This is a genomic window from Imperialibacter sp., from assembly GCF_048007035.1.
Lineage (GTDB): Bacteria > Bacteroidota > Bacteroidia > Cytophagales > Cyclobacteriaceae > Imperialibacter.
The window spans coordinates 2,041,526-2,064,607 of record NZ_CP180355.1 but is presented as its reverse complement, the minus strand read 5'-3'; the positions used below and the strand labels follow the sequence as shown (position 1 = coordinate 2,064,607).

The window sequence follows — 23,082 nt, the reverse complement described above, 5'->3', positions numbered from 1 at the left end:
AGTGAGGGCGCAAAGGTAGAGTGTAATGGTGTCAATTAGAAATAATGATGTTTGGTATCGGTATTGAGCCGGATGCCAAAACCAAAGAACTGGTCATTGTTACGCAGCGAAACACTTTCTTGTTGCTCTTTGCGGTAAATGAATCTGGCATCGATGAAAAGATTGTGGAGCAACTGATAGCTGGCCTGTAAGCCCACAAGGTTGATTTTTGTAGCCACTCCCTGGCCTGTAAAGTTTCCAAATTCTTGCTCGAAGGTGGCATACGGAAGCAGCGGATTTCGGCCCCAGTTCGAAGCGAGCGTATCTTCTCCCTGGGAAGCAAGCATTGCCCTGGCAGTGAGTTGAAGCTTTCCAATTGGTTGATACCTTAGCACAGCCACCCATTCTTTGAAATTTGCTCCAAGCGGGTTGGCCAGCGGTTGCCGGTAGTGTGTAAAGCTGGTGTAGCTGCTCTGATGGGCGTATGTGTAAGGCCGTGCGTAGTTGTGTTCAAGCTGAAGGTCGAGATTGGAGACGTTGCCCACATCCACCCATTTCAAACCAAGTTGATAGGCGTATTTGTTCGACCACCAGCCTGTCTTGTTTTTCAGGTTGGTTAACGATAGTTCATCCAGCAGGAATTGTCCATAAGCCGAAAAGTGGCGAGCAAAATTCCATTTGGCATCAAACCCAACAAGTACGTTGTCGGGGCTGCCCAGCTGCTGTTCGAGCCCCCTGTAGAAGATAAAGGGATTAAGATAGTTGGGATCGAACGAGCCGGTACGCAACGAGTCTTCGGGTGAAAACATCACAGCCTCAAAAAGGCCCACGTTGAAGTTTTTGGTGACTTGCCAATTGAGCTGGTGCATCACCAGGTTTTTGTTGGGGAACTCCTTAGTGCCCAGCAGCCCGTCATTGTAGTAGAAAACATCGGCCTTGAGCCGGGCGATAACATTGGTATAATTGAACTTCCAGATCTTCGCATTGAAACGAAGGAAAAAGTAGTTGTTCGAAAAGTCGGAAAGAAACATCGACCGCATGCCGTTGCCCACGAAGAGCTTATCATGGCCAGCCTGCAAGTGGATGTGTTTTGTGGGACTAAAAGTTAAATAACCATTGGCGGTAATATAGTCGGTTCCGGCTTCTCCAAATCGCTTCCAGAAGCCTTCGTTGGGCACCACATGCCAGCGGTCGACCCATCGCTGCGTGTAGGCCGGAAACACCGCCTGATTCTCGGTGAGGTAGGTGTAAAAGCCCAGTTTTTCATCGATTCTGCCCCGAACTACTATACCACGTGTATTGATAAATGGCGTTGAGGGAGAATTTGCGTCATGCCCCACATCAAACTGAAAAACAGGACTGACGTGAAGATCAATACCATCTTCCTGCACGTGAAAGGCGTCGGACGGTGTTCTGTAGAAATATTTCAGAATAGGTTTTTTGCTTTGGGGTGCTGCTTCCAAACTGTCGGTAAAGAACTCCCAGTTGTCCTGCCGCAGGTATTTTTCGTTGAACTTGTCAGACGAGCTCTCAAAAACACCAACGTTGGACACCGAATCGACAAAGCCAGCTGCCGAATGGCGCAGTGTTGGCTTGAAAGAACTGAAATAGCCGTCGTGCATCTTGCCGCTTTTAATCTCGTACCGGTCAAGCAGGTGGTAGTAGTCGCCCCATAGGGGCACGTTGGCACTTTGTGCAAATGACTCGGTTAGAGCCAGGCAAAATAAAAGGAAGACGAGTGCTAAGTTTTTTTGCATGCAGCCGCTAAAATAACAGGTTTATCTGGTTAATAAATGAGCTGGCTCGCTGGTAGCACAATTGTGCCAGGGTCCAGCATGGCGTTGATGAGTGTGACGGATTCAAAGAATTTAATGTCGCTGACGGCTATTTTCCGTTCGGAGACAAGGCCTTTTTCAAGCAGTGATGCTCTTTTGGTACCGGCCAGCAGAGGCTCTGCGGGAGTGTGCCATTTGCCTCCATCCCAAAAGCAAACATTGGCGTAGCTGCAGTCGGTGAGTAAGCCATTTTGAGCGATCAGTATGTCATCTGCAGCGCCTCTTTGGCTAAAAAGCGTATTGATAGCTGACCGGTCGGCATACTTATGAGGGTAGTCGAGGCGGTTTGCTTCCACTACCGTTATCGATTGGATTGGTCTGACAGAGTAGGGCTCTATTTCGACTTTGTCAAGCTCTTCACCATAAATTACCCTCGCCTTATAAATAGTGGCTTTGTCAAGTTGGGAGGTGTTGAGTATTTCCTGAAGGTTGATTGGTGGCAGCTGCCTACCAAAAACTTCCAGCCGACTTGCATCGAGCCGCCGCTGGTGCCATGGCAGGTTTTGGGGTTGCCCGTTAGCTATTTTGATAGACTCCAATAGTAGGCACATACACCTTGTCGATTAGTTCCTGATATTCTTGCTGCACCTGGCTTTGCGCTGTGATGCCTCCACCGCTTCGGTAAAAAAGCTGATCACCGATCTTTTCTATGTACCGGATCAGTACGCAGCTGTTCAATCTGATCCCATCAAAGTATCCGGCGACACCAGTATAGTAGCCTCTTTTTTCACCCTCAGCTTCCTTTATGATCTGGCAGGTCATTGGCTTCGGAGCACCGCAAATAGAGCCGGCAGGTAACAGTTCCGTTATAATTTCTCCCAGATTTGATTCATATCCACTTGGCAATCTGCCGGCAATTTTTGAACTGGTTTGAAGCAGGTGCTTGCCATTGGTGCGAATTTCTTCCGTATACCTGAATTTTTCCACCCGCACGTCGTGGCTCACCCTGCTCAAGTCGTTTCTCAGTAAATCCACTACTGTCACATGTTCGGCAAGCTCCTTTGGGTCGTTGAGCAGCGTGGTTGCCGCCCCAGGCAAATCGGCGTCTATGGTGCCCTTCATGGGGCAGGTTTCGATGATGTTTCCTGAAATTCTCACGAAAGTTTCCGGAGAAAAAACCACCCACTCGTCTTTATAGAGGATTTTGTATTTGGCAGATGAGGCGTGATAGATGTCGTAAGGGCTAGCCGATGTAATGAGCTCAGTTTTGGCAGTAAGATTCACTAAAAATGAGTTGCCGACTTGTAAATGCTGGAAAACCTGATCAAATGCCCTTTGATATGTTTCAAACGCCGGATATACTTTTACGGCGTGAACAGGGGTAGCTTCTTTTTTCGGGTGATTGGAAAACCCTTCGAAGTTGAACAGGATATTTTCGTCAATGAGTGAGGCAATGTCCCAAACCTGTGGGTTGTGTAGCTCAAAGTCGACCACAAAAAAGAATGGAACCCTATCTTTCCCCTTCTTGTTGACCAATTCTATGAATGTGGATAGACTCAAATGACTGATTATTAAACTTCAAAGGTAAATATTTGGCGTTCACAATTGGAGCAAAAAAAAGCTTTTGTTATATTTGCCGTCCGATTTAGGAATCAGTTCCTTAAAAGACTTTCAAAATGAGAAAAGACATACATCCAGAATACAGAGAAGTGGTATTTCAGGACACTTCAAGCGACTATTCTTTCATTACTCGCTCGACAATGAACTCTGAGGAGACCATTAAGTGGGAAGATGGTAAAACATACCCGGTAGTGAAAGTGGAAGTGAGCTCAGCTTCACACCCTTTTTACACAGGTAAGAAACTGTTTGTGGATACTGCTGGTCGTGTTGAGAAATTCAACAAGCGCTATGTAAATAAGAAATAAGCAAAACACTTCTGAAAAGAAGTTTGTGCAAAAAGTCTTTAGGATGCTTAGTTCCTAAAGACTTTTTTATTTTTGCGCCATGAATATTATTCTCTTCGACGATCCTATTCTGCGCCTCCAGCTTTTACCCTTCACCTATACCCGCCCTTTGGCAGACATACGGATAGGTATATTAAAGGTGAATGAGAAGTGGCAGAAGCTTACCGGACACAAAGTGTCGTTTCTCACGGAGAATTATCTGTCTGCGAAATTTCCTTCCCACTTTGCATCTGACAATTTCTATATAAGCGGTGCCTTGTGCCCCACCGAATCGCTTGTGGAAGCTATTATTAACCTTGGTGAAAACGAAGGGCTGATGGTTGGCGATTACCTCGCTGCTTTTCATTCGTCTGATCAAATACCATACAGTGAGCTTGCCAGCTTAACGCCGAAGAAAAAAGTGGTTTTTGAAGGCGAGGCTCATTTAATTGACCGTCCGTGGCGGATTTTTCAGTGGAATGGTGCGCAAATTCGCAGCGACTTCGACTTAATCACTACGGGCCGGATTTCTGAGGACATTACCGACCCATTTACCCGGGTTTATAATCCTGAAAATGTTTTCATCGAGCCGGGGGTTTCTATTAAAAGTGCGATCATCAATGCTGAAACCGGGCCGGTTTACATAGGCAAGAACGCTCAGGTAATGGAGGGAGCCATGATAAGAGGTCCCTTTGCCATGGGTGAGCAGTCGATTATTGGCATGGGAGCAGCTATCCGTGAAAACACCACCGTAGGGCCCCATTGCAAAGTAGCAGGCGAAGTTTCCAATGCGGTGTTTTTTGGCAACAGTAACAAAGGCCACGACGGCTACCTGGGCAACGCTGTTTTGGGAGAATGGTGCAACCTCGGGGCTGATACCAATGCCTCCAACCTCAAAAATAATTATGCCAATGTGAAAGTCTGGAGCTTCGCAGATGAGGCCTTCGTTGATTCCGGGTTGCAATTTTGCGGCTTGCTAATGGGCGACCACTCCAAATGTGGCATTAACACCATGTTCAACACAGGGACGGTAGTTGGGGTAAGTGCCAATATTTTTGGCGGTGGCTTCCCCAAGTCTTTTGTTCCCTCGTTTGCCTGGGGTGGCTCGGAAGGCTTCACTACCTACAGAATTGAGCAGGCGCTTGATACCGCCCGCAGAGTGCTGGAGAGAAGAAAGATGCCATTGGATGAAACAGAAAGAGCGATATTGCTGGAAGTATTCGAAAGGTCAGCTAAATTCAGGTCATGGGAGGAAGAATAGATGCAATTTAGAGATATACCAGGGCTAATAGAGGAGAAATCGAGGCTGATTGCCTCGGTGCAAAAGAACCACATGGCGCATGCTCAGCTTTTTAACGGGCCGGAGGGTAGTGCCAACCTTTCTTTGGCCTTGGCCTTTATTACTTACATCAACTGCGACAAACCAGGTGACACCGATTCGTGTGGTGCATGCCCATCATGCAGCAAAATGGCTAAGCTGGTTCATCCCGACGTCACTTTTGCCTTTCCCATTGCAGACATTCCCAACAAAGATTTTAAGGAGGTGGTTTGTAAAAACTACCTCAAATGGTGGAGGCCTTTTCTGGTGGAACAGCCCTATGGCAATCTGCTGGACTGGACTCGCCATTTTGGAGCGGAGAGCAAGCAGGCTATTATTTACAGAGAAGAAAGCCGGCAAATTATCAGCGCCCTGTCATTGAAAGCCTTTGAGGGTAGGTATAAAGCCATGCTCATTTGGCAACCCGAAAAAATGAATATTCAGGCGGCCAATGCTTTGCTGAAGATAGTAGAAGAGCCGCCGGAAAACACCTTTTTCTTCTTCATTTCCAACAACTACGAAGCCATCATCAACACCATTATCAGCCGGACGCAGCTGGTAAGTGTCAGAGGCTTCACTGATGAGGAAGTGGCCGACTACCTTGTAAAAACGGCCGAAGTGGATGCAGCAAAAGCGCAGTCGGTGGCCCGGCTGGCTGCCGGCAACATGAACCTTGCATTGAGTCTGCTCAACGAAGTTGAAGACGAGTCGACGACGATTTTCAGAGAGTGGATGCGGATTTGCTGGTCGTCGGATTTTGAGGGTATGGCCGGGCTTACTGATAAGTTTAACGGCATGTCGAAAATGGCTCAGCGAAGCCTGCTGGAATACGGCCTGACCATTTATAGAGAGTCGCTCATTGTCAAAGCAGGCGAGGCAAGCCTGCAGAGAACGATGCCTCATGAGGAAGAGTTTGTCAGCAAATTTGCCAAGTCGATACCTATGTCAACCATTGAGTTGGCTGCCAGGTTGCTGAACGATTCTATTTACCACCTTGAACGAAATGCGAATCCCCGAATTCTATTTATGGATTTGTCACTCCAAATGGCCGGGCTTTTAAGAACCGGAGAGCTCCAATATCAATGAGAATGAAGAGCAGCTATACCATTGGGAGAAATGACATCATTGACTTGCCGGAGTTGGATCTTTTCAATATCAAAGCCAAAATAGATACCGGTGCTTTCACTTCTGCTTTGCACTGCTCCAGAATTAAGGTAATTGACAAAGAGGGTACGCCAACAGTCAGCTTTCAGATTTCGGGCGCTACCATCGGAAGGAAGGGCAGCACTAAATTTGAGACAAGTGATTTTACCCAGCGGAAGATCAAAAGCTCAACCGGGCACATCGAAAACAGAGTGATCATCAAAACACGCCTGGTGTTGTTTGGCAAAAAGTTCAGAACAGAATTCTCGCTGACTGATCGTTCAGGCATGAAATTCCCAGTACTTTTGGGGCGCAAGTTTTTGAAAAAAGGGTTTGTGGTAGATGTGCGAGAAGAAAATCTTTCTTATAAAATGAAGATCGCACAGTAGAGAAAAATTAAAGCTAGTTGTTGTGGAGAAAATAAAAATAGGAACCAGAGGAAGTTTGCTTGCCATGTGGCAGGCTGAGCACATTGCTGAGCTTTTGAACAAAGCAGGTCTCGCTACTGAGCTGGTAACCATCGAAACCAAGGGTGATAAAGTGCTCGACGTTTCTATAGCCAAAATTGGTAGCAAAGGGGTTTTTACGGAGGAATTGGAGGAGCAGCTGGCTAGTGGAAGTGTGCACATCGCTGTTCACAGCGCCAAGGACATGCAGTCGACGCTGCCCAGGGGTTTTGAAATTATCGCCTTTACTGAGCGGGAAAGAGTCAACGATGTACTGGTAAGTCATAAAAAGGGCATTTCGCTTGAAGACAGAAAAACGCCGATTGTGGTCGGTACGTCTTCCACCCGGAGAGTCGCCGTGCTGAAGCACTATTTTCCACATATAAAAACGGTGGAGGTGAGGGGAAACCTTCAAACCCGTTTTCGCAAAATGGAAGAAGGCCATTGTGATGCACTGTTGCTGGCGTACGCTGGTGTGCACCGCATGGGACTTGCTGATAAAATTGCTCAGGTGCTTGATACAGATTTGTTTGTACCGGCTGTCGGTCAGGGCTCGGTGGCTGTGGAGGCCAGCTCCAGTCTGGATCCAGCTATCAAAAAAGCCATCACAGATGCTGTCAACCACCAAAATACTGCCGCCAGGCTCATAGCCGAGCGGGCTTTTTTGGAAACGCTGGAAGGAGGCTGCAGCATTCCGGTATTTGGACTGGCTACTTTACATGAGGACAGGCTTAAGATCAAAGGGGGCATCATAAGCCTGAATGGGAAAAGCATTGTGCAGGACGCTATTACAGGGAAAGTTGCTGACGCACGGGCGCTCGGCAAAAAGTTGGCAGAAAGACTTCTTGACAAGGGAGGAGATGCTATATTGAAAGAGATTAAAATGCAACTTAAGAAATGAGGAGAGTGAAGCAGTTATTTTGGGGGCTGTCGTTGGCGGTGTTGATTACATCTTGCCGTGGAAACAAGGACTATCTTGTGACAATACACACGCCGTACGGCGACATGAAGGCTGTATTGTATGACGAGACCCCACAGCACAAGGCAAACTTTTTGAAGCTGGCAGAGAGTGGTAAATACGACAGCACAATTTTCCACCGGGTCATGGAGAATTTTATGATACAGGGAGGTGATATCAATCGCAAAAAGCCCCGGGATAAAAGAGAACCAGAGTATACTGTTCCTGCTGAGTTTGTACCCAGGTATTTTCATAAAAAAGGGGCATTGGCTGCGGCCCGGCAGCCCGACGAAGTTAACCCGGACAGGGCCTCAAGCGGCAACCAGTTTTACATTGTGCAGGGAACGGTTTATGAATCGGAGGAAGCCTTAAAGGTCGATCAGGAAAAGCTCGGAATGGCCATCAGAAAACTGCTGGAAGATTCTACGCAGGTTGAGGTGAAGAACAGACTGACTGAGCTTTATATGGAGGGGAGGAAGACAGGAAATTTTGATGCCTATACAGCCAAAGTACAGAGTCTGATTCCGCTCGTTAAGGAAGAAGTCACTACCGATATTTACATTGAAAAAAGCATCTTACCCGAAAGAGTAGAGGCATACACAACGATAGGCGGGGCACCCCACCTGGACGACGAGTATACCGTTTTTGGCCAGGTAGTGGAAGGGTTAGATGTTGTCGATAAAATTGCCGCAGTCAAAACCGTGCAGACCGTACCTGCTGTTGAAGTATATATGACAGTAGAAGTGGAGGAAGTGTCCAAAAAGGAGCTGACCAAAAAATACGGCATTCAATATAAAGAATAAGCTATGTCTATACTGATCACCGGAGCTAACGGTCTGCTGGGCCAAAAGCTGGTAGTAGTTTTGAAGGAAAAAGGCGAAGATTTTCTTGCCACAGGCAGAGGGGGCAGCCGGATTCCACTGGAAGGTATCCGGTACCAGTCAATGGATATTACCAACGCTGCGGAGACACTGAAAGTCATCACCGCCGAAAAGCCGGAAGTGGTCATTCACACCGCCGCCATGACCAACGTGGATCAGTGCGAGACGGACAAGGAGGGCTGCTGGTTGCAAAATGTAACGGCGGTGGAAAACATAGTAAAAGCCTGCGAGGCCAGCGGTGCATTTCTTTTGCATCTTTCCACGGACTTTATTTTCGACGGGGAGGACGGCCCGTATGACGAGGAGGCCAAAGCTAATCCGGTGAGCTACTATGGGGATAGCAAGTTGGCAGCGGAAAAGGCTGTAATGGCTGGCAAGATAGATTGGGCCATGGCCCGTACCGTGTTGGTTTATGGCATTGCTTTCGACATGAGCCGGAGTAACATTATTTTGTGGGTGAAGAAAAGCCTTGAGGAGGGCAAAACCATCAACGTGGTGAACGACCAGTGGAGAACCCCCACGCTGGCAGAAGACCTGGCAATGGGTTGCTTTCTTATTGCGAAGAAGAAGGCTAAGGGCATTTTTAATATTTCTGGCAAAGACTTCATGAACCCTTATCAAATGGCCATTGCCACGGCCGACTATTTTGGTCTTGATAAGTCCCTGATCAATGAAACGGATGGCTCAAAATTCAGCCAGCCAGCTAAGCGCCCGCCTAAAACTGGTTTTGTGCTGGACAAGGCAAAGGAGGTGCTGGGCTACGATCCTCACAGCTTTGAGGAGGGGATAGCCGTGTTGGCAGAGCAGCTCAAAAAATAGACGGTCGTATTTAAAGCCCGCCAAATCTGCCCTTCCCTTTAGTATTTTATTGCGTATGTTTTCTAATGATCAAACGGCAAGTCACAGCACCCCGCCAGCTTCTCATTTGGTAACGATTTTCCGATACCGATTTTGCAAAACGAGTAAGCGTTAGCTTAGCGGTTTTAGAAATTTTCATGAAAATGGCTACTCGTTTCAATATCTTCTTGTAAAATTGGATATTGGCACTTATGAAAGCCATTCAAACAACCTCCCTGTTATGTGTGTTCCTGTACCTGTCAGCGTGTCAAAGTAAGCCAATGAAAGAACCTCAGGTAAAGCTCTATCAGGAAAAATTTCGCCCTCAGTTCCACTTCTCCCCCGAAGCCCACTGGATGAACGATCCTAACGGGATGGTATATTATGAGGGTGAATACCACTTGTTTTATCAGTATTACCCGGACAGCACCGTTTGGGGGCCTATGCACTGGGGACATGCAGTGAGTCCGGACATGGTGAAGTGGGAGCACTTACCCATCGCCCTTTACCCCGACAGCCTCGGTTATATCTTTTCGGGCAGTGCGGTGGTTGACTGGAACAACACCGCCGGCTTTGGCAGCGAAGAAAACCCAGCCATGGTAGCCATTTTCACTTACCACGATGCTGCGATGGAAAAGGCAGGAAAAGACGATTTTCAATATCAGGGGATAGCTTTTAGTCTTGATAAAGGCCGTAGCTGGACTAAATATGAAGGAAATCCTGTGCTGCCCAACCAGGGAATTCGTGACTTTCGTGACCCCAAGGTGAGCTGGAATGCTGCGGCCGGGAAATGGATCATGACGCTGGCAGTTGCTGACCGTATCAGCTTTTACAGCTCGCCCGACTTGAAGAACTGGGCTTTCGAAAGTGATTTCGGCAAAGAATTAGGAGCGCATGGGGGTGTTTGGGAATGCCCCGATCTTTTTCAACTGAAGGTAGAGGGTAGTAATGAAGAAAAATGGGTGCTGCTGGTCAGCATCAATCCCGGCGGGCCCAATGGCGGGTCGGCCACACAGTATTTTGTAGGAAGTTTTGATGGCAAACAGTTTGTGCCCGATGAGGAAATACCGACTACAAGGTGGGTAGACCAGGGCACCGACAATTACGCTGGCGTCACTTGGTCGGATGTGCCTGCTGAAGATGGGAGAAGGCTTTTCCTCGGATGGATGAGTAACTGGCAATATGCACAAGTGGTGCCTACCGAAGCCTGGAGAAGTGCTATGACTTTGCCAAGAGAACTTAAGCTAAAGCGGGTGGGAAGCGAGCTTGTGTTGACCAACTTCCCGGCAAAGGAGGTGGGAAACATTGTTGGTAGTGGGAGGTCGTTCCAACCAGAAAATGGTCAGGTAATCAAACTTACGGATGCTCTTGTGACGATTGACTTGGCGCTGGATGGCACCAGCTTCGATGGTCTTTCAATCAGCCTGGGCAATGATGCCGGTGAAGTGGTGCTGATTGATTTTTCAGATTCAGTGGCTTCAATCGACAGGTCAAAATCTGGTCTGGTAGGTTTTGAAAAGGGCTTTGCTGCTACTCACGTTGGGAAGCTCCTTAGTGGTACTCGCCCAGCCTCGATTCGGATATTTGTCGACACTGCCTCGCTGGAGATTTTTATCAATGAAGGTGAGCTGGTACTGACTGAGTTGGTTTTTCCAACACAACCTTACGATAAGCTTACGGTGGGCTGGCAGGGAGGCGCTGTAGTGAAAAATGCAACCCTCAGCAAAGTAGAAGCTATTTGGTAGCAACCACTTTTCGCTCGCTTTGTTGTTGAAAGCGATTACTGGCAGAAAATTTTGTCATACTCCTCTCCCCGAAAGGCTTGCGATTTGATGGGATTGCCTTTGGCATCAGCGTAAACTACCACATAAAATTCGGCTTCCCGCACATGCTTTTCGGCGAAATAAAGTGGGAGAGTGTCGCTTCCAAGGTTAACGAGGTCGTTGTAGGTGGGAGCGAGCACCACGCCATTTTTGCTACTCAAAACCCCGTACCCATCGTTGGTGTATATCTTCAGTATCTTTTCTTCATTGTCGTCTCTCACCACCTGAAAGTTGATGAAAGGCATATAATATGTTTTTTTCCCATCAAGGGACGTGATGTTCCACAAGCCTTCTTTCTGCGCCATCACCAGGGAGTCGTTCCAAACCTGCACCTTCTCATACTCAAAAGGAAGCACAGTCTTTCCTTCAAAATTGGTTAAGCCGGTTGCCCCTTTGAGGGTGGTAGTGAGCAATTGGTCATTAAAGTACCTCGCACGGGTTTCATATTTAGGGGCTGCCAGAGCGCCGGTGGCCAGGTGATAACTGCCAAATTTGCCGTCGAGCAGCACGGTTACCAGCCCTTCTGCATCGGCCTGCCCAATTCCGTCGTATTTGATGGCCAGGGTTTGCTTACCCGTGGTGTCTACTATGCCTTGCTTCCCTCGGTTTTCAACAACCAGGTAATTGGGAGAAAGATAACGAAGTGAGCCTTGTTTTAAGTCAAACAGAAGCTTCCCCTGCATGCTGTAAACCTTTTTCAGTTTACTATTTTCTATCACCAAAAACTGACTTTTGCTGTCATAATTATCCTTTCGGTAGGGGTCGCCAAGCACATACACCTTGTCGCCTTTAGTGAAATCGACCCTGGAGCCGTTATTAAAGTGTGCAGTGCCTTTCAGGTCCTTGAAGGTGAGAGCAACGTCTTCGTTGATCAGTTTTGCAGAGTCGAGTCGGAAAATAATGCCTCTGGCGCTTTGCTTGTTAACGAGCGCCCATGCGGTGTCGCTTTTCCAAGCCAACCATTGGGAATTGAATTCAACTTCAGGAAAAAGATTGTCAGAGTATTTCCGGGTATCGTTATAGAAAATACGATAGCCAAAAGGCTGCTTCACGAGCCAGTTGTCACCCATAGGATAGATATTTTGAACACCCATAGGAATAACAACTTCCTGGTTTTTGTCGATGATGCATTCTGAATCACCATTGTATCCAATCATGTCACCATTAGGCAACTTCTCCAATTCCTCATAGACGAAAGAAAGCCGTAGCTCTTCCTGATTGGCAATGGCAGCAATTTTTTTGATGTTGGTGAAGGCTAGCAGGTCATCTTTTATAAAAATCCAAAATTGGCCTTCCACAGTGATGTCATCATACTGCGGGGCGATAAGTATCCGGCCATTGTAGGTAGCCAGGCCCGCCTTCTCGCCTTTTGAAATCAAAAGCAGCCTGCTGTCCAGCAGCGAAATATCGTCATATTGCCGGGGAAGAATCTGGTAGCCAGATTTATGCCAGACTCCCATTTTTCCTTCCGAGCCTGCCTTGATCAACCCAGCACCAATACTCTCAACGAGATCAAACTCCCCTTCGGTAATGATGCCGCCTTGACGATTAATAACTTTGTCATCCACCAGCAAAAACTCACTTACAATGTCGCCGCATAGGTAGTCGGTACTTATCGATGAAAAGGTAGGCCCAAACAACACAGCACCATCAGGCTTCAAAAACCCATACTTGTCGTTTTCGTAGAAGGGCGCCAGATAGATGTTTTCGAGCTTGCGCAGGTTGTCAAGAGAGTCCTGAATGGCTCTTGTGGGTGTATAACGTGAGTAGTATTGAAAGTTATAGGCCGCCTGATCAATAGCGAAGACGAAGTCGAAAGCCCTTTTCTTCATGTGCGAGTTGGGGTACTCTGCCATGAACCTGAGGTAGGATTCGGGTTCGTTGGCCGCAGTCATGATTTCGAATATTTGCTCTTCGGCCTCCTTCCTAAATGGCGTAGCCGGAAAATTTCGAAGGAAGTCTTTGAAGCTGCTTAGCTTTCTGTCTTTCGTGAGGTCGTTGAAAATAAGCACTTTATAGCGTTCCTGGGCTTCAGGCACCTGTTCAGCCTCGGGGTAGGTTTCGTAAAACCGCTGATAAGCCTGCCATGTATTAACTTCGGAGGCATCGCTGAAGGCAACACTATCTCTTTTTGTTCTGGCGAGGGGCACCTTGTCAGCATCGGCGAATTGCCTCAAGAAGCTTTCGTAGGCAACAACATCACCCTGAGCCACAGCTCTCAGAAACGCCAGGCTGTCTACCCGCTCCTTTTGTACTTCAAAAAGAGACGGGTAAAATCCATTCTTGATACTTTTTCCCTGCTCTTTTTCAGTAAGCAATGGCCAGTCGACCCTTGCTGCAAGTATATATTTTTGGGCGCTGTCAATACTGTAATCGGGAAGTGAGTCAATCGTGTAGATAAGTGAGTAGAGATAATTGCCCCCGGGGTTAACGATGTCGTCCTGTAGCGATTCTATAACTATTTCTCTGGCTTTGTCTACATCGCCCTTGGCTAGCGCCTTGGCAGCTTTTTTGTTCTTATCGGCATGCAACGAAAAACTTATCAGCACTGTCAGTACTAGCAAGAAGGGTTTGTGCATTTTCATAAATAGTCGATACCGATTTATTTTAGCTGATCTCAATTACTATAGACTGCGAAATTACTAATTTTATTGTGGCTAAGCAGACAACACCACTTCTCTTTGTACTGAATGATTAGCAAATTTCAGTATTAGTAAGTATTTAGAAAAAACCTGATGGCTATGGTGTAATTTATGAAGCTTCCCCGCCCACCCCGAAAACAGACACGGCTTTCAAGTTATCTGCTGAAGATTACTCTCATCACTTCTTTGTCGGCAGTTGCTCTGTACTTTTTATCGATTGGCACCCTCAGGGAGATGGCTGTGAAGCTTGCCGGAACAATCATTGTGCAGGTAGTGGAGGAGGAGAGCAATGGTTTTTATGGCGTTAGCTTCGATAAAATTGAAATTGACCTTTTCAGGCGGCAGATCAACTTCAGCAACTTTCGGCTGAGTGTAGATTCGGTATCGCAGAATCGATTCCATTCCGGGGAAGATACCCGTGAGAACATGTATATCACCCACATACCGCTTCTCACGCTGAGAATTAAGAGTTTATATGACCTTTATCTGAACCGTAATTTACAGGTAGTTGCGATAGATATTCTCCAGCCAGATATTAAGTGGTACAAAAATCCGAAGGAGGAGAAGTCTGTCACCCTGTCGCTGGAAGCGGGGGATTTTTATCAGCTGATAACTGATTACCTGAATCATTTTGAGATTACCGACTTCAAAATCACTGAAGGCTATTTCACTTATATCAAAAATCTGAATGATGTTCAACAGACCTACCTGGTAGGCCCGGTCAATGCGTCAGTTGATAACTTCGAGATAGGGCAGTCGGTGAAGAAGGAAGACAGGTTTCTGAACACCGAAAAGCTTTTGTTGCAAATAAGCAAGCAGAGCGTGAAGTTGGCAGACAGCATTCATGTGGTAGAGTTCGACGACCTCTCCCTGTCAACGGAGACTTCCGACATTGTATTCACCAACCTGAAGCTTAAACCAAGGGTGGAAAAGCTGCCAGTGCCCGACAGTGTAAATAGCTACGAGGTTTTCATTCCTAAGTTCAGGCTGACAAACGTCGATTTTATTCAGGCCTACAACGATAACATCCTTCAAATAGGAGAAATATTTTTTGAAGAGCCTGCCATCAATATCAATGAGGTAACCAGGGTTACCAGAAAGCGGGGGGAAAATCAGGAGAGCACTTCCATTGTAGAGCTTCTCACCTCTCTTTTCGATGTGATTGAAGTTCAAAACTTTGACCTTGACAGGGCCTTGCTGGACCTCAAGTTCTATGGGGGAAAGAACCAGGATCGGTTTACCGTGCAAAATGCCAGTGTGGGCCTCAGAAAGTTTCGAATAGACACCAGCACCGTTATTTTCAGTCGGGACAACAAGATTTTTGAGCACATTGATTTTACGGTTGACGAGTACGCTTACTTTCTGCCAGACAGCATTCACCGATTGTTTATTAAGAAATTCCGGTTTTCGACGCTCGATTCCATTATCCGTGGCGACAGCCTGGTGATTGCACCAATACAGGGTTTGAGTCAGAGGTGGTTTGCTGAGAAGGCCGACATGCAAAAGCGATTTTACGTGCCTGCTTTTGAGCTTAGTCAGGTGGAGCTATGGAACGGTTGGGAAAACAAGGAACTTGTGGTTGGGAAACTCGAGATAAGTAGCTCCGAGTTTTTTCTGAAAAGGCTGAATGACCCAAAGAAAAAGATTGGGTTTAGAGAAATAGCCAACTTTTACCCCTATATCAGCCATATATTCTCAAGCCTTTCCGTGGCCAAACTTCAGGTAGACAAAAGTGAAGTATACTTTTACGATAGAGAAAAACAGCGATTCAGTTCGCCGGAAATCGAGGTGTTTGCAAGCTCCTTCCGGGTCGATAGCCTTACCCAGCTCGACTCTACAAAATTTTTTCACGCCGATGACCTGGTTGTGAAAGTAGGGCAATCCCGGCTGCTTTTCCCTGACGACTCCCACATTCTGGAGATTGGAGATTTCAGTTTTAATCCGATCAAGGGTAATTACATCGTTGAGAACGTGGTGGTAACGCCCTATACGCCATCAGGCTGGTCGGCTGAGGGTAAAATCAGACAGATGAAAATGACCGGTTTTTACCTGAAAGAGTTTCTGGTAGAGGGTGAATGGCTGGCCGACAGCGTGATGCTGATAAACCCCGATATCAGGATCAACTCATACCAGAGGAGAAAAGACCTGAAGAAGGCGTCGCTGGGTAAAGTGGAGGTAAAGAACCTTGACATATATCGGGGCAATCTTTTTGTGAACCTAAGAGACACTTCTTCGCTGCAACTTTCCGACTACTCAATTGGAATGACCGGCGTTGGGTACCAAATAGGACGCACTACTAATTGGCATATAGACGATGCAAGCACAACTATTGCCGGGCTCAAAATTGCTTTGCCTGGCAAGGTGAATATGGATGTGAAAGATATCAAAGCGTCGCTTAGTGACTCCACTTTTACCACCCTCGATTTTAGCTATACGTTGCCACCGGGAAAGGGGCTTGCCAGGCTTGTTACACCCGGTATTGACATCAGCGGAATAGATATACTGGCGGTCATAAAAGGAGATCATATTAAGTGGAATCAGGCAACTTTCGGCGGAGCAAGCATCGAATGGGCGATCGCAGGAGGATCGTCGGAGGGAAAGGGAATTGAAGCCGCAATTAATAATGTAAAAACCCGGATACTTGGCGGCTATGACTATGTGAAAGGAAATGAGATACACTTTCCCCTGCGCTTGCTCACAACCCGACAGGACACCATTTCAAAAAGGATTAGCAATATCACTTTTGAGCTTGGCGACATTTATTTTGACAAACAATCTACCGTTGCCAATTCGCCCATAGGTTTTGCCCGGGATATATCTATGGAGACAAACCAACAGGATTTTTCCTGGCTGGATGGGTTCGATACCTTTACCTTGAACAGATTGTTGTTAAGCACGGCCGACAGGAAGATTTCTCTGTTGGACTTTCGTGTGGCAACAGACAAGGAAGGCAAGTTTATTGCTATGGCTTTTGCTCCGCAACTCGATATTTCGGGGTTGGATTTAAAGGAGCTGCTGCTGAGTGGAAATTTTTCGGCAGACTCGATACAGGCCAGGTTGGATTTTTTAGCCATAGATGATAGAAACACCGGAGCCCCAAAAGGCGGCAAAAGTAAGCCGGCAAACGGGAACGCCGCACTCGGTAATTTGGCAGTGGGTTATATCAACATCGATGGCGACAAGCTAAGCTATCAGAATGAAGCAAAGAACCGTTCGTGGGAGATTCCTTCGTTCGAGATACAGCTCAGGGGCTTCCTGATGAATGAGAATCAGAAGATGAAAGAGGATCGCTTGCTGTTTAGCGAAGCTTATAAGGTGTCGTTGGACAATATCGCTTTTCGCCTGCCTGATAGCCTCTACAGAATTCAGATTGACAGGCTTTCTATTAACTCTCAGGCACCACAGGTGGTGATTGAAGGGCCCACGGTGCTGCCGTTTTACGGTATGTACGAGCATGCCCATGTGGTAGGGCATCAAACTCCCTGGGTGCAAGCGAAGGGGCGACAGATAGCTTTGTATGACCCCAATCTTTTTGGATTGCTTCAGGGGGATGAAATTGTTGCTCGCAAGGTGGAACTAAGCAATTTTTACGTTCGGATGTTTAAGGACAAACGGCTGCCGTTTCCTGCTGACCAGATAAGAAGCTTGCCGCAGCTTCAGCTTTTGGAAATGAAAATGCCACTGCAAATTGACTCATTGTTACTCACAAATAGTGCCCTTCTCTATCTGGAATTTGCTGAGGATGGCACAGAGCCGGGCGAGCTGATGATTTCGGAACTCAGCGCACGGGGAACCAATATCACCAATAAGCCTGAGGCCATTGCTCGCAATGCCTATGCTAATTTGCATGCGCAGGCACTTATGATGGATGCCGGGCAGCTCAAAGCCGATTTTGTATTTGACTTGACGAGTAAGGCAGGCACCCACTATGTGACAGGAAGCGTCGGCCCAACGGATCTTCAAAAAGTAAATTCATTTCTTGTGCCGATCACCTTTGTGCAGGTAAGGGACGGTAAACTCAATGAGGCATATTTCAACTTTGAGGCCGACACTTCGGTGGCTGTTGGAAACATGGATTTTCTTTACAACGATTTAAAGATAAACGTGCTAAACAGAAAAGAGGAAAAACAGGGAGCCGGGAAGGCCTTTGAAAGTTTTTTTGCCAATGCATTTATCGTTTCCTCCAACAACCCTACTCTTTTCTCTACCCGCCAGGGTGGAATCTTTTTTGAAAGAGATACTTCAAGAAGTATTATCAATTATTGGTCAAAGGCGTTTTTAAGTGGCGTTATCAGCAGCATCGGTGCCCGAAGCAATAAGGATAAAATCAAACATTGGCAGGAGGAGGTGTACGAGAAGAATGCCACCCAGCAAAGTGGAACAAATGAAGAAAAGTGATTTGATCTTTGTCTACGGCACACTCATGTCGGGTTTCGAAGGGCCTTATGCAGTTTTTCTCAGGAAAAACGCTGACCTGCTGGGAGAGGCCAGCTGTAGTGGGTACCTTTACCATGTTTCCTGGTATCCGGGCCTGGTGCTGTCGGCCGAAGCAGTGGCCTTTGGTGAATTGTATAGGATCAAGGAATCGTCGAGGGTGACTTTTTGGGCTACACTTGATGAATATGAAGGAGTCGACCCTGCGCTATTAGTAGGAGATGAATATATCAGAAGGCAGGTAGACGTGCGAATGGATGGCAAAATGTTTACTGCGTGGACTTATTTATTCACTGGCACGAAAAAAGGAAAGCCGATTGCCGGAGGCAGGTTTTATCCAGATACAAGTGAACTATGACGGATTTTCTCAATAAAATTCCTTTGCCATTACTCATCATTCTAAGTGGGATTGTTGGTGGGCTGATCCTGAGGTTTTTTATCGTTCTAAGCATAAAACTAGGGCTGAGAGGAAGTGATCAAACTGACTTCATCAAATCACTCAGAAAGGTAAAAACTGCCAGCCTCACTTTGGTACCTATACTAGTAATCTTCCTGACTTTCACTTTCTACGATCCTGAAGACACCTTCCACAACTGGCGGCTGTTGTTTCAGATATTGCTTATTGTATCGGGTACCTGGTTTCTTATCAGGCTAACCAAGGTTTTTCAGGATATTATCCTCAGTCAATATGACATAGAGAAGGATGATAATATCCAGGAAAGAAAGGTCATTACCCAGCTCACGTTTATGAAAAAGCTGGTCATTGTGGGGCTGTGCATCATCGCTTTATCTGCCATTTTGCTAAGTTTTGAGGAGGGCAGGAAATTTGGCGCCGGACTTATTACATCTGCCGGCATTCTCTCTATCATTGTAGGTTTGGCTGCTCAGAAGACTATTTCCAATCTGCTGGCGGGGCTGCAAATTGCCTTTACCCAGCCCATCAAAATAGACGATGTGGTGATAGTGGAAAAGGAGTGGGGCAGGATTGAGGAAATTAACCTCACTTATGTGGTAGTGAAGATATGGGACCTGCGAAGACTGGTGGTGCCCATCACTTATTTTGTAGAGCAACCTTTCCAAAACTGGACAAGAACCGAGGCCAACCTGATTGGTACGGTGTTTATTTATACAGATTTCCGGCTTCCTCTGGAGCCGCTACGTCAGCAGTTGGTAAAATACCTGAAAACGGATCCTCTCTGGGACAAAGAGACACAGGTTGTTCAGGTTACCGACACCACAGAGTCTACCATGCTGGTGCGAGCCCTGGTTTCTGCCCGCAACTCGTCAGATGCCTTTGACCTGCGGTGCAATGTGCGGGAAATGCTTATCACCTTTATTAAAGACAACTACCCACATTATCTGCCAACTACACGGGTTTTGATGGAGCCTGTGGATAAAAAGGAATAAAGCTTTTGAAATAGGGGAATAGGTGATAATTTGATAGTTGATTATTACGCCCGCTCTCATGATTTCGAAAAAGGTACCGATTTTTTTGTGTCTATTGGCAGCCACCGTTGCGTGTCAACCACCTAATACAGCAGAAAAGCTGGGTTATCCGGCTGATACTAAACTTTTGATCATCCATGCCGACGACCTGGGAGTGGCACATTCAGAAAATGCCGCCTCTATTGAGGCTTTTGAAAAAAGCGGTATCAGCTCGGCCAGCATCATGGTGCCCTGCCCCTGGTTCCCTGAGATAGCCAAATATGGAAGAGAACACCCAGACAAAGACCTTGGCCTTCATCTTACGCTGACAGCCGAATGGGAAAACTACAAATGGGACGGAGTTTCAATGCCATCACAAATTCCGAGTCTTATCGGAGCCGATGGGTTCTTCTATCCTACTTCAGAAGAAGTGGCGCAGAAAGCCAAACCAGAAGAGGTGGAGAAGGAAATAAGGGCGCAGGTGCAAATGGCCATTGATGCTGGCTTAAAACCCTCACATCTTGATTCTCATATGGGGAGCCTGTTTCAAACTCCTGATCTTTTCAAAATATACCAGAAGGTGGGGAAAGAGTTTGGCATACCTGTGATGATCCCTGCTGGATTGTTGGAGGCAGCGCCACCACTTTTTGAGGCGATAGATGAGGTTTTTGTGTCAGTTAACCGTCTATATATGATGGGGGAGGGTGTGGCCGACGCCCAGTGGAGCAGCACCTACACTGGCTGGATGAAGGAGCTGCAACCCGGACTTAATGTGTTGCTGGTGCACCTGGCTTATGACGACGACGAAATGCAGGCAGTTACAGTCAATCACCCCGACTTTGGGGCTGCATGGCGGCAAAGAGACCTCGACTATATATTGAGTGATGAATTCAAGGAAGTGCTTAAAAGCCAGGGCATTCAGCCGGTGACCTGGCGACAAATACAGGAAATAACCTTTAACCAGAAATAGCCTACTTAAAATATATTTACCATGAACATTTCGAGAAAAGAAGCATTAAAAAAGATGGCCGTCTCCTCCCTGGGAGTGGCGATGGTGCCATCTATCATAAGCCAGGCGGCTCCGTCCACTGGCAAAGCAGCACGGAAAGGCAATATCAACCACTCGGTTTGCCAGTGGTGCTATGGCAAGAAAACAATAGAGGAGCTTTGTGAGGCTGCCGTCGATATCGGAATCAAATCGGTGGAGCTGCTGGGAGAAAAAGACTGGCCTACGCTGAAGAAGTATAACCTGCATTGCGCTATGGCCTATGGCTCGAACATTGGGCTCAACAAAGGATTTAATGACCCCAGCCTGCATGCAGAGCTGCTGAAGCAATTTACGGCGTCAATACCAAAAGCAGCTGATGCTGGCTTTACCAATGTGATTACCTTCTCTGGCAACAGAAATGGCATGGACGACATGGTAGGCCTGGAGAACTGCGCCAAAGGTCTTGAGCCTGTGATGAAGGTTGCCGAAAAATACGGCGTGACCATCAGCATGGAGTTGCTCAACAGCAAGCGCAACCACCCTGACTACATGTGCGACAAGACCCCCTGGGGCGTGAAGCTGGTGGATAAGCTGGGCTCACCAAACTTCAAGCTGCTGTATGACATCTACCACATGCAGATCATGGAAGGTGACGTAATTGCCACAATCAAAGAATTCCACCCATACATCTCGCATTACCATACTGGCGGGGTACCAGGCCGTAATGAGATTGATGAAACGCAGGAGCTTTACTACCCAGCCATTATGAAAGCCATTATAGAAACAGGCTTCAAGGGCTATGTAGCGCAGGAGTTCATTCCTAAACGTGAAGACGCTTTTGCTTCACTGAGACAGTCGATTGATATCTGTGATGTTTAATCAGGCATAGAAGTCTTGGAAAAGACAATCCTTCTTGGATCTGGAAATAAAGAGTTCTCTCTGAAAGCTCAGAGAGGACTCTATCTACTTCTGGGTTCAATTTTTTTCCTTCAAGGGTCGCTACATTTTTGGAAGCCTGATAGTCGTCCGGGCTGGTGGTGGATTTTAACTGTTCTATTTTTGCTGGGTGGAATATTTTACTTTTTTATGGCCCTAACGATAACCTCCGAAAGGTCAAAGTATTCCCCGAAGGTGAGAATAACGGATGAACAGATAGAATTCCGCCGTGGTTTTTTTGAGAAGAATACGATTGTGCGTTGGGTTGATATTAGGGCAATTACGTTGCTGTCATATTCCTTCGTTTTTGAATTGACGGAAGGGCAGCAAACGGTCAAATATCATACTTCAGCTTCAACTTCGAAGGAAATCAAAGAGACTATAAGGGATTTTGCAGAGCCGAAAGGGATTGTGGTTGAGGGAGGTTAATCTATCATCTTCTCCACCCCCACATAGTACAAATCAAAACCACCTTTGCCTCCCGGTCTGTTCGACGAGAACAAGAGAAGGTTATTGTCAAAGCCTGTGTCATAGGTCAGGATCACAGGCCTGTATTCATCAAATTCCGTGTTGATGCGCTCGCCGAAATTGACTGGCTCCGACCAGGCATTTCCTTCGTAAAGACTGTAGTACAGGTCATATCCGCCATAACCTCCCGGCCGGTCGGAGGTGAAAACCATTAGCCTGCCATTAATAAAGGCGCATTTATCGTTTCCTTCAGCGCTGCTGATGGAGAGTTTCTCAGGTGCAATAGCCTCAGCAGATGACAGTGAAACAATGGGGTCATCAATGGTCAGGTCGATTTGATAGAAATCATAGACACCGTCCTTGTCAGAGCAATAGACCAACTTTTGCACTGAGGCAGGACTAGTGATATATCTGGATTCCCATGTAAAATCTTCGCCAAAGAATGTCGGATAAAGCTCATTCGCTTCCGTGTTAACCATGGCGAGGCTAGTGGGCGACGCTGCTGCTATCTGATTATTTTCGGTGGGATCAATATAAGTGAACTTGATATCAAAATTGCCGGCACAATCATTAGCATACAGGAATAAATAGGTCAACTGCATATTGTTACCTACCTGACTCTCATAGGTAAATGAATAGGGGCCTAGTTCATTGCAGAATGTGTTGACGGAATCGAAGAGGGAACGCATGGGTAGCGAGGTGCCTCGGGACTTATTTACATCAATAATTAAATGTTCTGCAGCATAATCCCATTGCAAGATGAGGTTCTTCCCAACGATGTCGAAATGATTCATGTTTCCCCGGTTAGATGAGAAATGAAACATGTGCTCATCGTGAATTACCGGAAGATCCATGTTGTAGTCATCCGCACTGGAGTTGATGGCCTCAAGGTTGACCACTACATCAGGGAAATGACCCTCCGAATATTTATTGCTTTTATCACAGGAAGAAGTGATCAGCAGTATGAAGAATATTTTGGCAAGAAATTTCATATTTTAAACATAGTTCAAACGCAGATCATCTGTGGATATTGTTTCCTTTTTCTTTTCGATATTAAGTGCCATGCGAAAAAGGGGTTGACCATAA

19 protein-coding genes are annotated in these 23,082 nt (G+C 46.7%); 14 read left to right on the top strand and 5 right to left on the bottom strand.

Annotated features, from left to right (window positions below; all coding sequences use genetic code 11):
• Positions 1 to 35 precede the first annotated feature (35 nt).
• Genes ACMVP2_RS09075 through ACMVP2_RS09065 form a run of 3 tightly spaced genes read right to left on the bottom strand, consistent with a single transcriptional unit; the run spans position 36 to position 3,314 of the window.
• Positions 36 to 1,736, bottom strand: coding sequence for a hypothetical protein (locus ACMVP2_RS09075; protein ID WP_416867479.1), 1,701 nt, complete (start codon positions 1,734 to 1,736; stop codon positions 36 to 38).
• A 29-nt stretch (positions 1,737 to 1,765) separates the two neighbouring features.
• Positions 1,766 to 2,365 carry an aminotransferase class IV gene (locus ACMVP2_RS09070; protein WP_416867478.1) on the bottom strand — a complete coding sequence of 200 codons (600 nt, stop codon included), beginning with the start codon at positions 2,363 to 2,365 and terminating at the stop codon, positions 1,766 to 1,768.
• The gene (locus ACMVP2_RS09065) at positions 2,331 to 3,314 is read right to left on the bottom strand and encodes an aminodeoxychorismate synthase component I (RefSeq protein WP_416867477.1); all 984 of its coding nucleotides are present in this window, start codon (positions 3,312 to 3,314) and stop codon (positions 2,331 to 2,333) included. The genes ACMVP2_RS09070 and ACMVP2_RS09065 overlap by 35 nt, the downstream gene beginning before the upstream one ends.
• Before the next feature lie 116 nt (positions 3,315 to 3,430).
• Between ACMVP2_RS09065 and ACMVP2_RS09060 the strand changes: the two genes are divergently transcribed.
• From ACMVP2_RS09060 to ACMVP2_RS09025, 8 genes are all read left to right on the top strand, one after another.
• Positions 3,431 to 3,679: a type B 50S ribosomal protein L31 gene (locus ACMVP2_RS09060; protein ID WP_152000786.1), complete on the top strand. Its 249-nt coding sequence runs from the start codon at positions 3,431 to 3,433 to the stop codon at positions 3,677 to 3,679.
• Positions 3,680 to 3,758: 79 nt separating this feature from the next.
• A complete protein-coding gene (locus ACMVP2_RS09055; protein ID WP_416867476.1) occupies positions 3,759 to 4,958 on the top strand; it encodes a GlmU family protein in 1,200 nt (399 codons plus the stop codon).
• On the top strand, positions 4,959 to 6,101 hold the full coding sequence (locus ACMVP2_RS09050) for an ATP-binding protein (protein ID WP_416867475.1): 1,143 nt from the start codon (positions 4,959 to 4,961) through the stop codon (positions 6,099 to 6,101).
• 2 nt (positions 6,102 to 6,103) lie between these two features.
• Entirely contained in the window at positions 6,104 to 6,547 is a 444-nt protein-coding gene (locus tag ACMVP2_RS09045) for an ATP-dependent zinc protease (protein ID WP_339789584.1), read from the top strand.
• A 22-nt stretch (positions 6,548 to 6,569) separates the two neighbouring features.
• Complete coding sequence (gene hemC, locus ACMVP2_RS09040) at positions 6,570 to 7,505, top strand: hydroxymethylbilane synthase (RefSeq protein ID WP_416867474.1); 936 nt, start codon at positions 6,570 to 6,572, stop codon at positions 7,503 to 7,505.
• Positions 7,502 to 8,365 carry a peptidylprolyl isomerase gene (locus ACMVP2_RS09035; RefSeq protein WP_416867473.1) on the top strand — a complete coding sequence of 288 codons (864 nt, stop codon included), beginning with the start codon at positions 7,502 to 7,504 and terminating at the stop codon, positions 8,363 to 8,365. The genes hemC and ACMVP2_RS09035 overlap by 4 nt, the downstream gene beginning before the upstream one ends.
• A 3-nt stretch (positions 8,366 to 8,368) precedes the next feature.
• Positions 8,369 to 9,262, top strand: coding sequence for an SDR family oxidoreductase (locus ACMVP2_RS09030; protein WP_416867472.1), 894 nt, complete (start codon positions 8,369 to 8,371; stop codon positions 9,260 to 9,262).
• A gap of 299 nt (positions 9,263 to 9,561) precedes the next feature.
• Positions 9,562 to 11,025: a glycoside hydrolase family 32 protein gene (locus ACMVP2_RS09025; protein WP_416867471.1), complete on the top strand. Its 1,464-nt coding sequence runs from the start codon at positions 9,562 to 9,564 to the stop codon at positions 11,023 to 11,025.
• Positions 11,026 to 11,060: 35 nt separating this feature from the next.
• Here ACMVP2_RS09025 and ACMVP2_RS09020 read toward each other — a convergent pair whose 3' ends face one another.
• Entirely contained in the window at positions 11,061 to 13,688 is a 2,628-nt protein-coding gene (locus ACMVP2_RS09020; protein ID WP_416867470.1) for a WG repeat-containing protein, read from the bottom strand.
• Positions 13,689 to 13,856: 168 nt separating this feature from the next.
• On the opposite strand from ACMVP2_RS09020, the gene ACMVP2_RS09015 reads away from it, so the two are divergent.
• The 6 genes from ACMVP2_RS09015 (at position 13,857) to ACMVP2_RS08990 (ending at position 21,957) form a co-directional block, all read left to right on the top strand.
• On the top strand, positions 13,857 to 18,143 hold the full coding sequence (locus ACMVP2_RS09015) for a hypothetical protein (RefSeq protein WP_416867469.1): 4,287 nt from the start codon (positions 13,857 to 13,859) through the stop codon (positions 18,141 to 18,143).
• On the top strand, positions 18,130 to 18,537 hold the full coding sequence (locus ACMVP2_RS09010; RefSeq protein ID WP_416867468.1) for a gamma-glutamylcyclotransferase family protein: 408 nt from the start codon (positions 18,130 to 18,132) through the stop codon (positions 18,535 to 18,537). Before ACMVP2_RS09015 ends, ACMVP2_RS09010 begins: the two co-directional genes overlap by 14 nt.
• Positions 18,534 to 19,586 carry a mechanosensitive ion channel family protein gene (locus ACMVP2_RS09005; protein WP_416867467.1) on the top strand — a complete coding sequence of 351 codons (1,053 nt, stop codon included), beginning with the start codon at positions 18,534 to 18,536 and terminating at the stop codon, positions 19,584 to 19,586. The genes ACMVP2_RS09010 and ACMVP2_RS09005 overlap by 4 nt, the downstream gene beginning before the upstream one ends.
• A gap of 58 nt (positions 19,587 to 19,644) precedes the next feature.
• Positions 19,645 to 20,574, top strand: coding sequence for a polysaccharide deacetylase family protein (locus tag ACMVP2_RS09000; protein ID WP_416867466.1), 930 nt, complete (start codon positions 19,645 to 19,647; stop codon positions 20,572 to 20,574).
• A gap of 21 nt (positions 20,575 to 20,595) precedes the next feature.
• The gene (locus tag ACMVP2_RS08995) at positions 20,596 to 21,471 is read left to right on the top strand and encodes a hydroxypyruvate isomerase family protein (protein WP_416867465.1); all 876 of its coding nucleotides are present in this window, start codon (positions 20,596 to 20,598) and stop codon (positions 21,469 to 21,471) included.
• Positions 21,472 to 21,678: 207 nt separating this feature from the next.
• Positions 21,679 to 21,957, top strand: coding sequence for a hypothetical protein (locus ACMVP2_RS08990; RefSeq protein WP_416867464.1), 279 nt, complete (start codon positions 21,679 to 21,681; stop codon positions 21,955 to 21,957).
• On the opposite strand, the gene ACMVP2_RS08985 is transcribed toward ACMVP2_RS08990, so the two are convergent.
• Entirely contained in the window at positions 21,954 to 22,988 is a 1,035-nt protein-coding gene (locus ACMVP2_RS08985) for a hypothetical protein (RefSeq protein ID WP_416867463.1), read from the bottom strand. The two genes, ACMVP2_RS08990 and ACMVP2_RS08985, sit on opposite strands and share 4 nt — an antisense overlap.
• Between the last annotated feature and the right edge of the window lie 94 nt (positions 22,989 to 23,082).

Bases quoted from the DNA above. Each gene is read 5' to 3' on its own strand.
- ACMVP2_RS09010 (WP_416867468.1), top strand. From the start codon at position 18,130: ATGAAGAAAAGTGATTTGATCTTTGTCTACGGCACACTCATGTCGGGT.
- ACMVP2_RS09035 (WP_416867473.1), top strand. From the start codon at position 7,502: ATGAGGAGAGTGAAGCAGTTATTTTGGGGGCTGTCGTTGGCGGTGTTG.
- ACMVP2_RS09020 (WP_416867470.1), bottom strand. From the start codon at position 13,688: ATGAAAATGCACAAACCCTTCTTGCTAGTACTGACAGTGCTGATAAGT.
- ACMVP2_RS08995 (WP_416867465.1), top strand. From the start codon at position 20,596: ATGAACATTTCGAGAAAAGAAGCATTAAAAAAGATGGCCGTCTCCTCC.
- ACMVP2_RS09030 (WP_416867472.1), top strand. From the start codon at position 8,369: ATGTCTATACTGATCACCGGAGCTAACGGTCTGCTGGGCCAAAAGCTG.
- ACMVP2_RS09025 (WP_416867471.1), top strand. From the start codon at position 9,562: ATGAAAGAACCTCAGGTAAAGCTCTATCAGGAAAAATTTCGCCCTCAG.
- ACMVP2_RS09045 (WP_339789584.1), top strand. From the start codon at position 6,104: ATGAAGAGCAGCTATACCATTGGGAGAAATGACATCATTGACTTGCCG.
- ACMVP2_RS09055 (WP_416867476.1), top strand. From the start codon at position 3,759: ATGAATATTATTCTCTTCGACGATCCTATTCTGCGCCTCCAGCTTTTA.
- ACMVP2_RS09075 (WP_416867479.1), bottom strand. From the start codon at position 1,736: ATGCAAAAAAACTTAGCACTCGTCTTCCTTTTATTTTGCCTGGCTCTA.
- ACMVP2_RS09060 (WP_152000786.1), top strand. From the start codon at position 3,431: ATGAGAAAAGACATACATCCAGAATACAGAGAAGTGGTATTTCAGGAC.
- ACMVP2_RS09000 (WP_416867466.1), top strand. From the start codon at position 19,645: ATGATTTCGAAAAAGGTACCGATTTTTTTGTGTCTATTGGCAGCCACC.
- ACMVP2_RS09070 (WP_416867478.1), bottom strand. From the start codon at position 2,365: ATGTGCCTACTATTGGAGTCTATCAAAATAGCTAACGGGCAACCCCAA.
- ACMVP2_RS09015 (WP_416867469.1), top strand. From the start codon at position 13,857: ATGAAGCTTCCCCGCCCACCCCGAAAACAGACACGGCTTTCAAGTTAT.
- ACMVP2_RS08990 (WP_416867464.1), top strand. From the start codon at position 21,679: ATGGCCCTAACGATAACCTCCGAAAGGTCAAAGTATTCCCCGAAGGTG.
- ACMVP2_RS09005 (WP_416867467.1), top strand. From the start codon at position 18,534: ATGACGGATTTTCTCAATAAAATTCCTTTGCCATTACTCATCATTCTA.
- ACMVP2_RS09050 (WP_416867475.1), top strand. From the start codon at position 4,959: ATGCAATTTAGAGATATACCAGGGCTAATAGAGGAGAAATCGAGGCTG.
- ACMVP2_RS08985 (WP_416867463.1), bottom strand. From the start codon at position 22,988: ATGAAATTTCTTGCCAAAATATTCTTCATACTGCTGATCACTTCTTCC.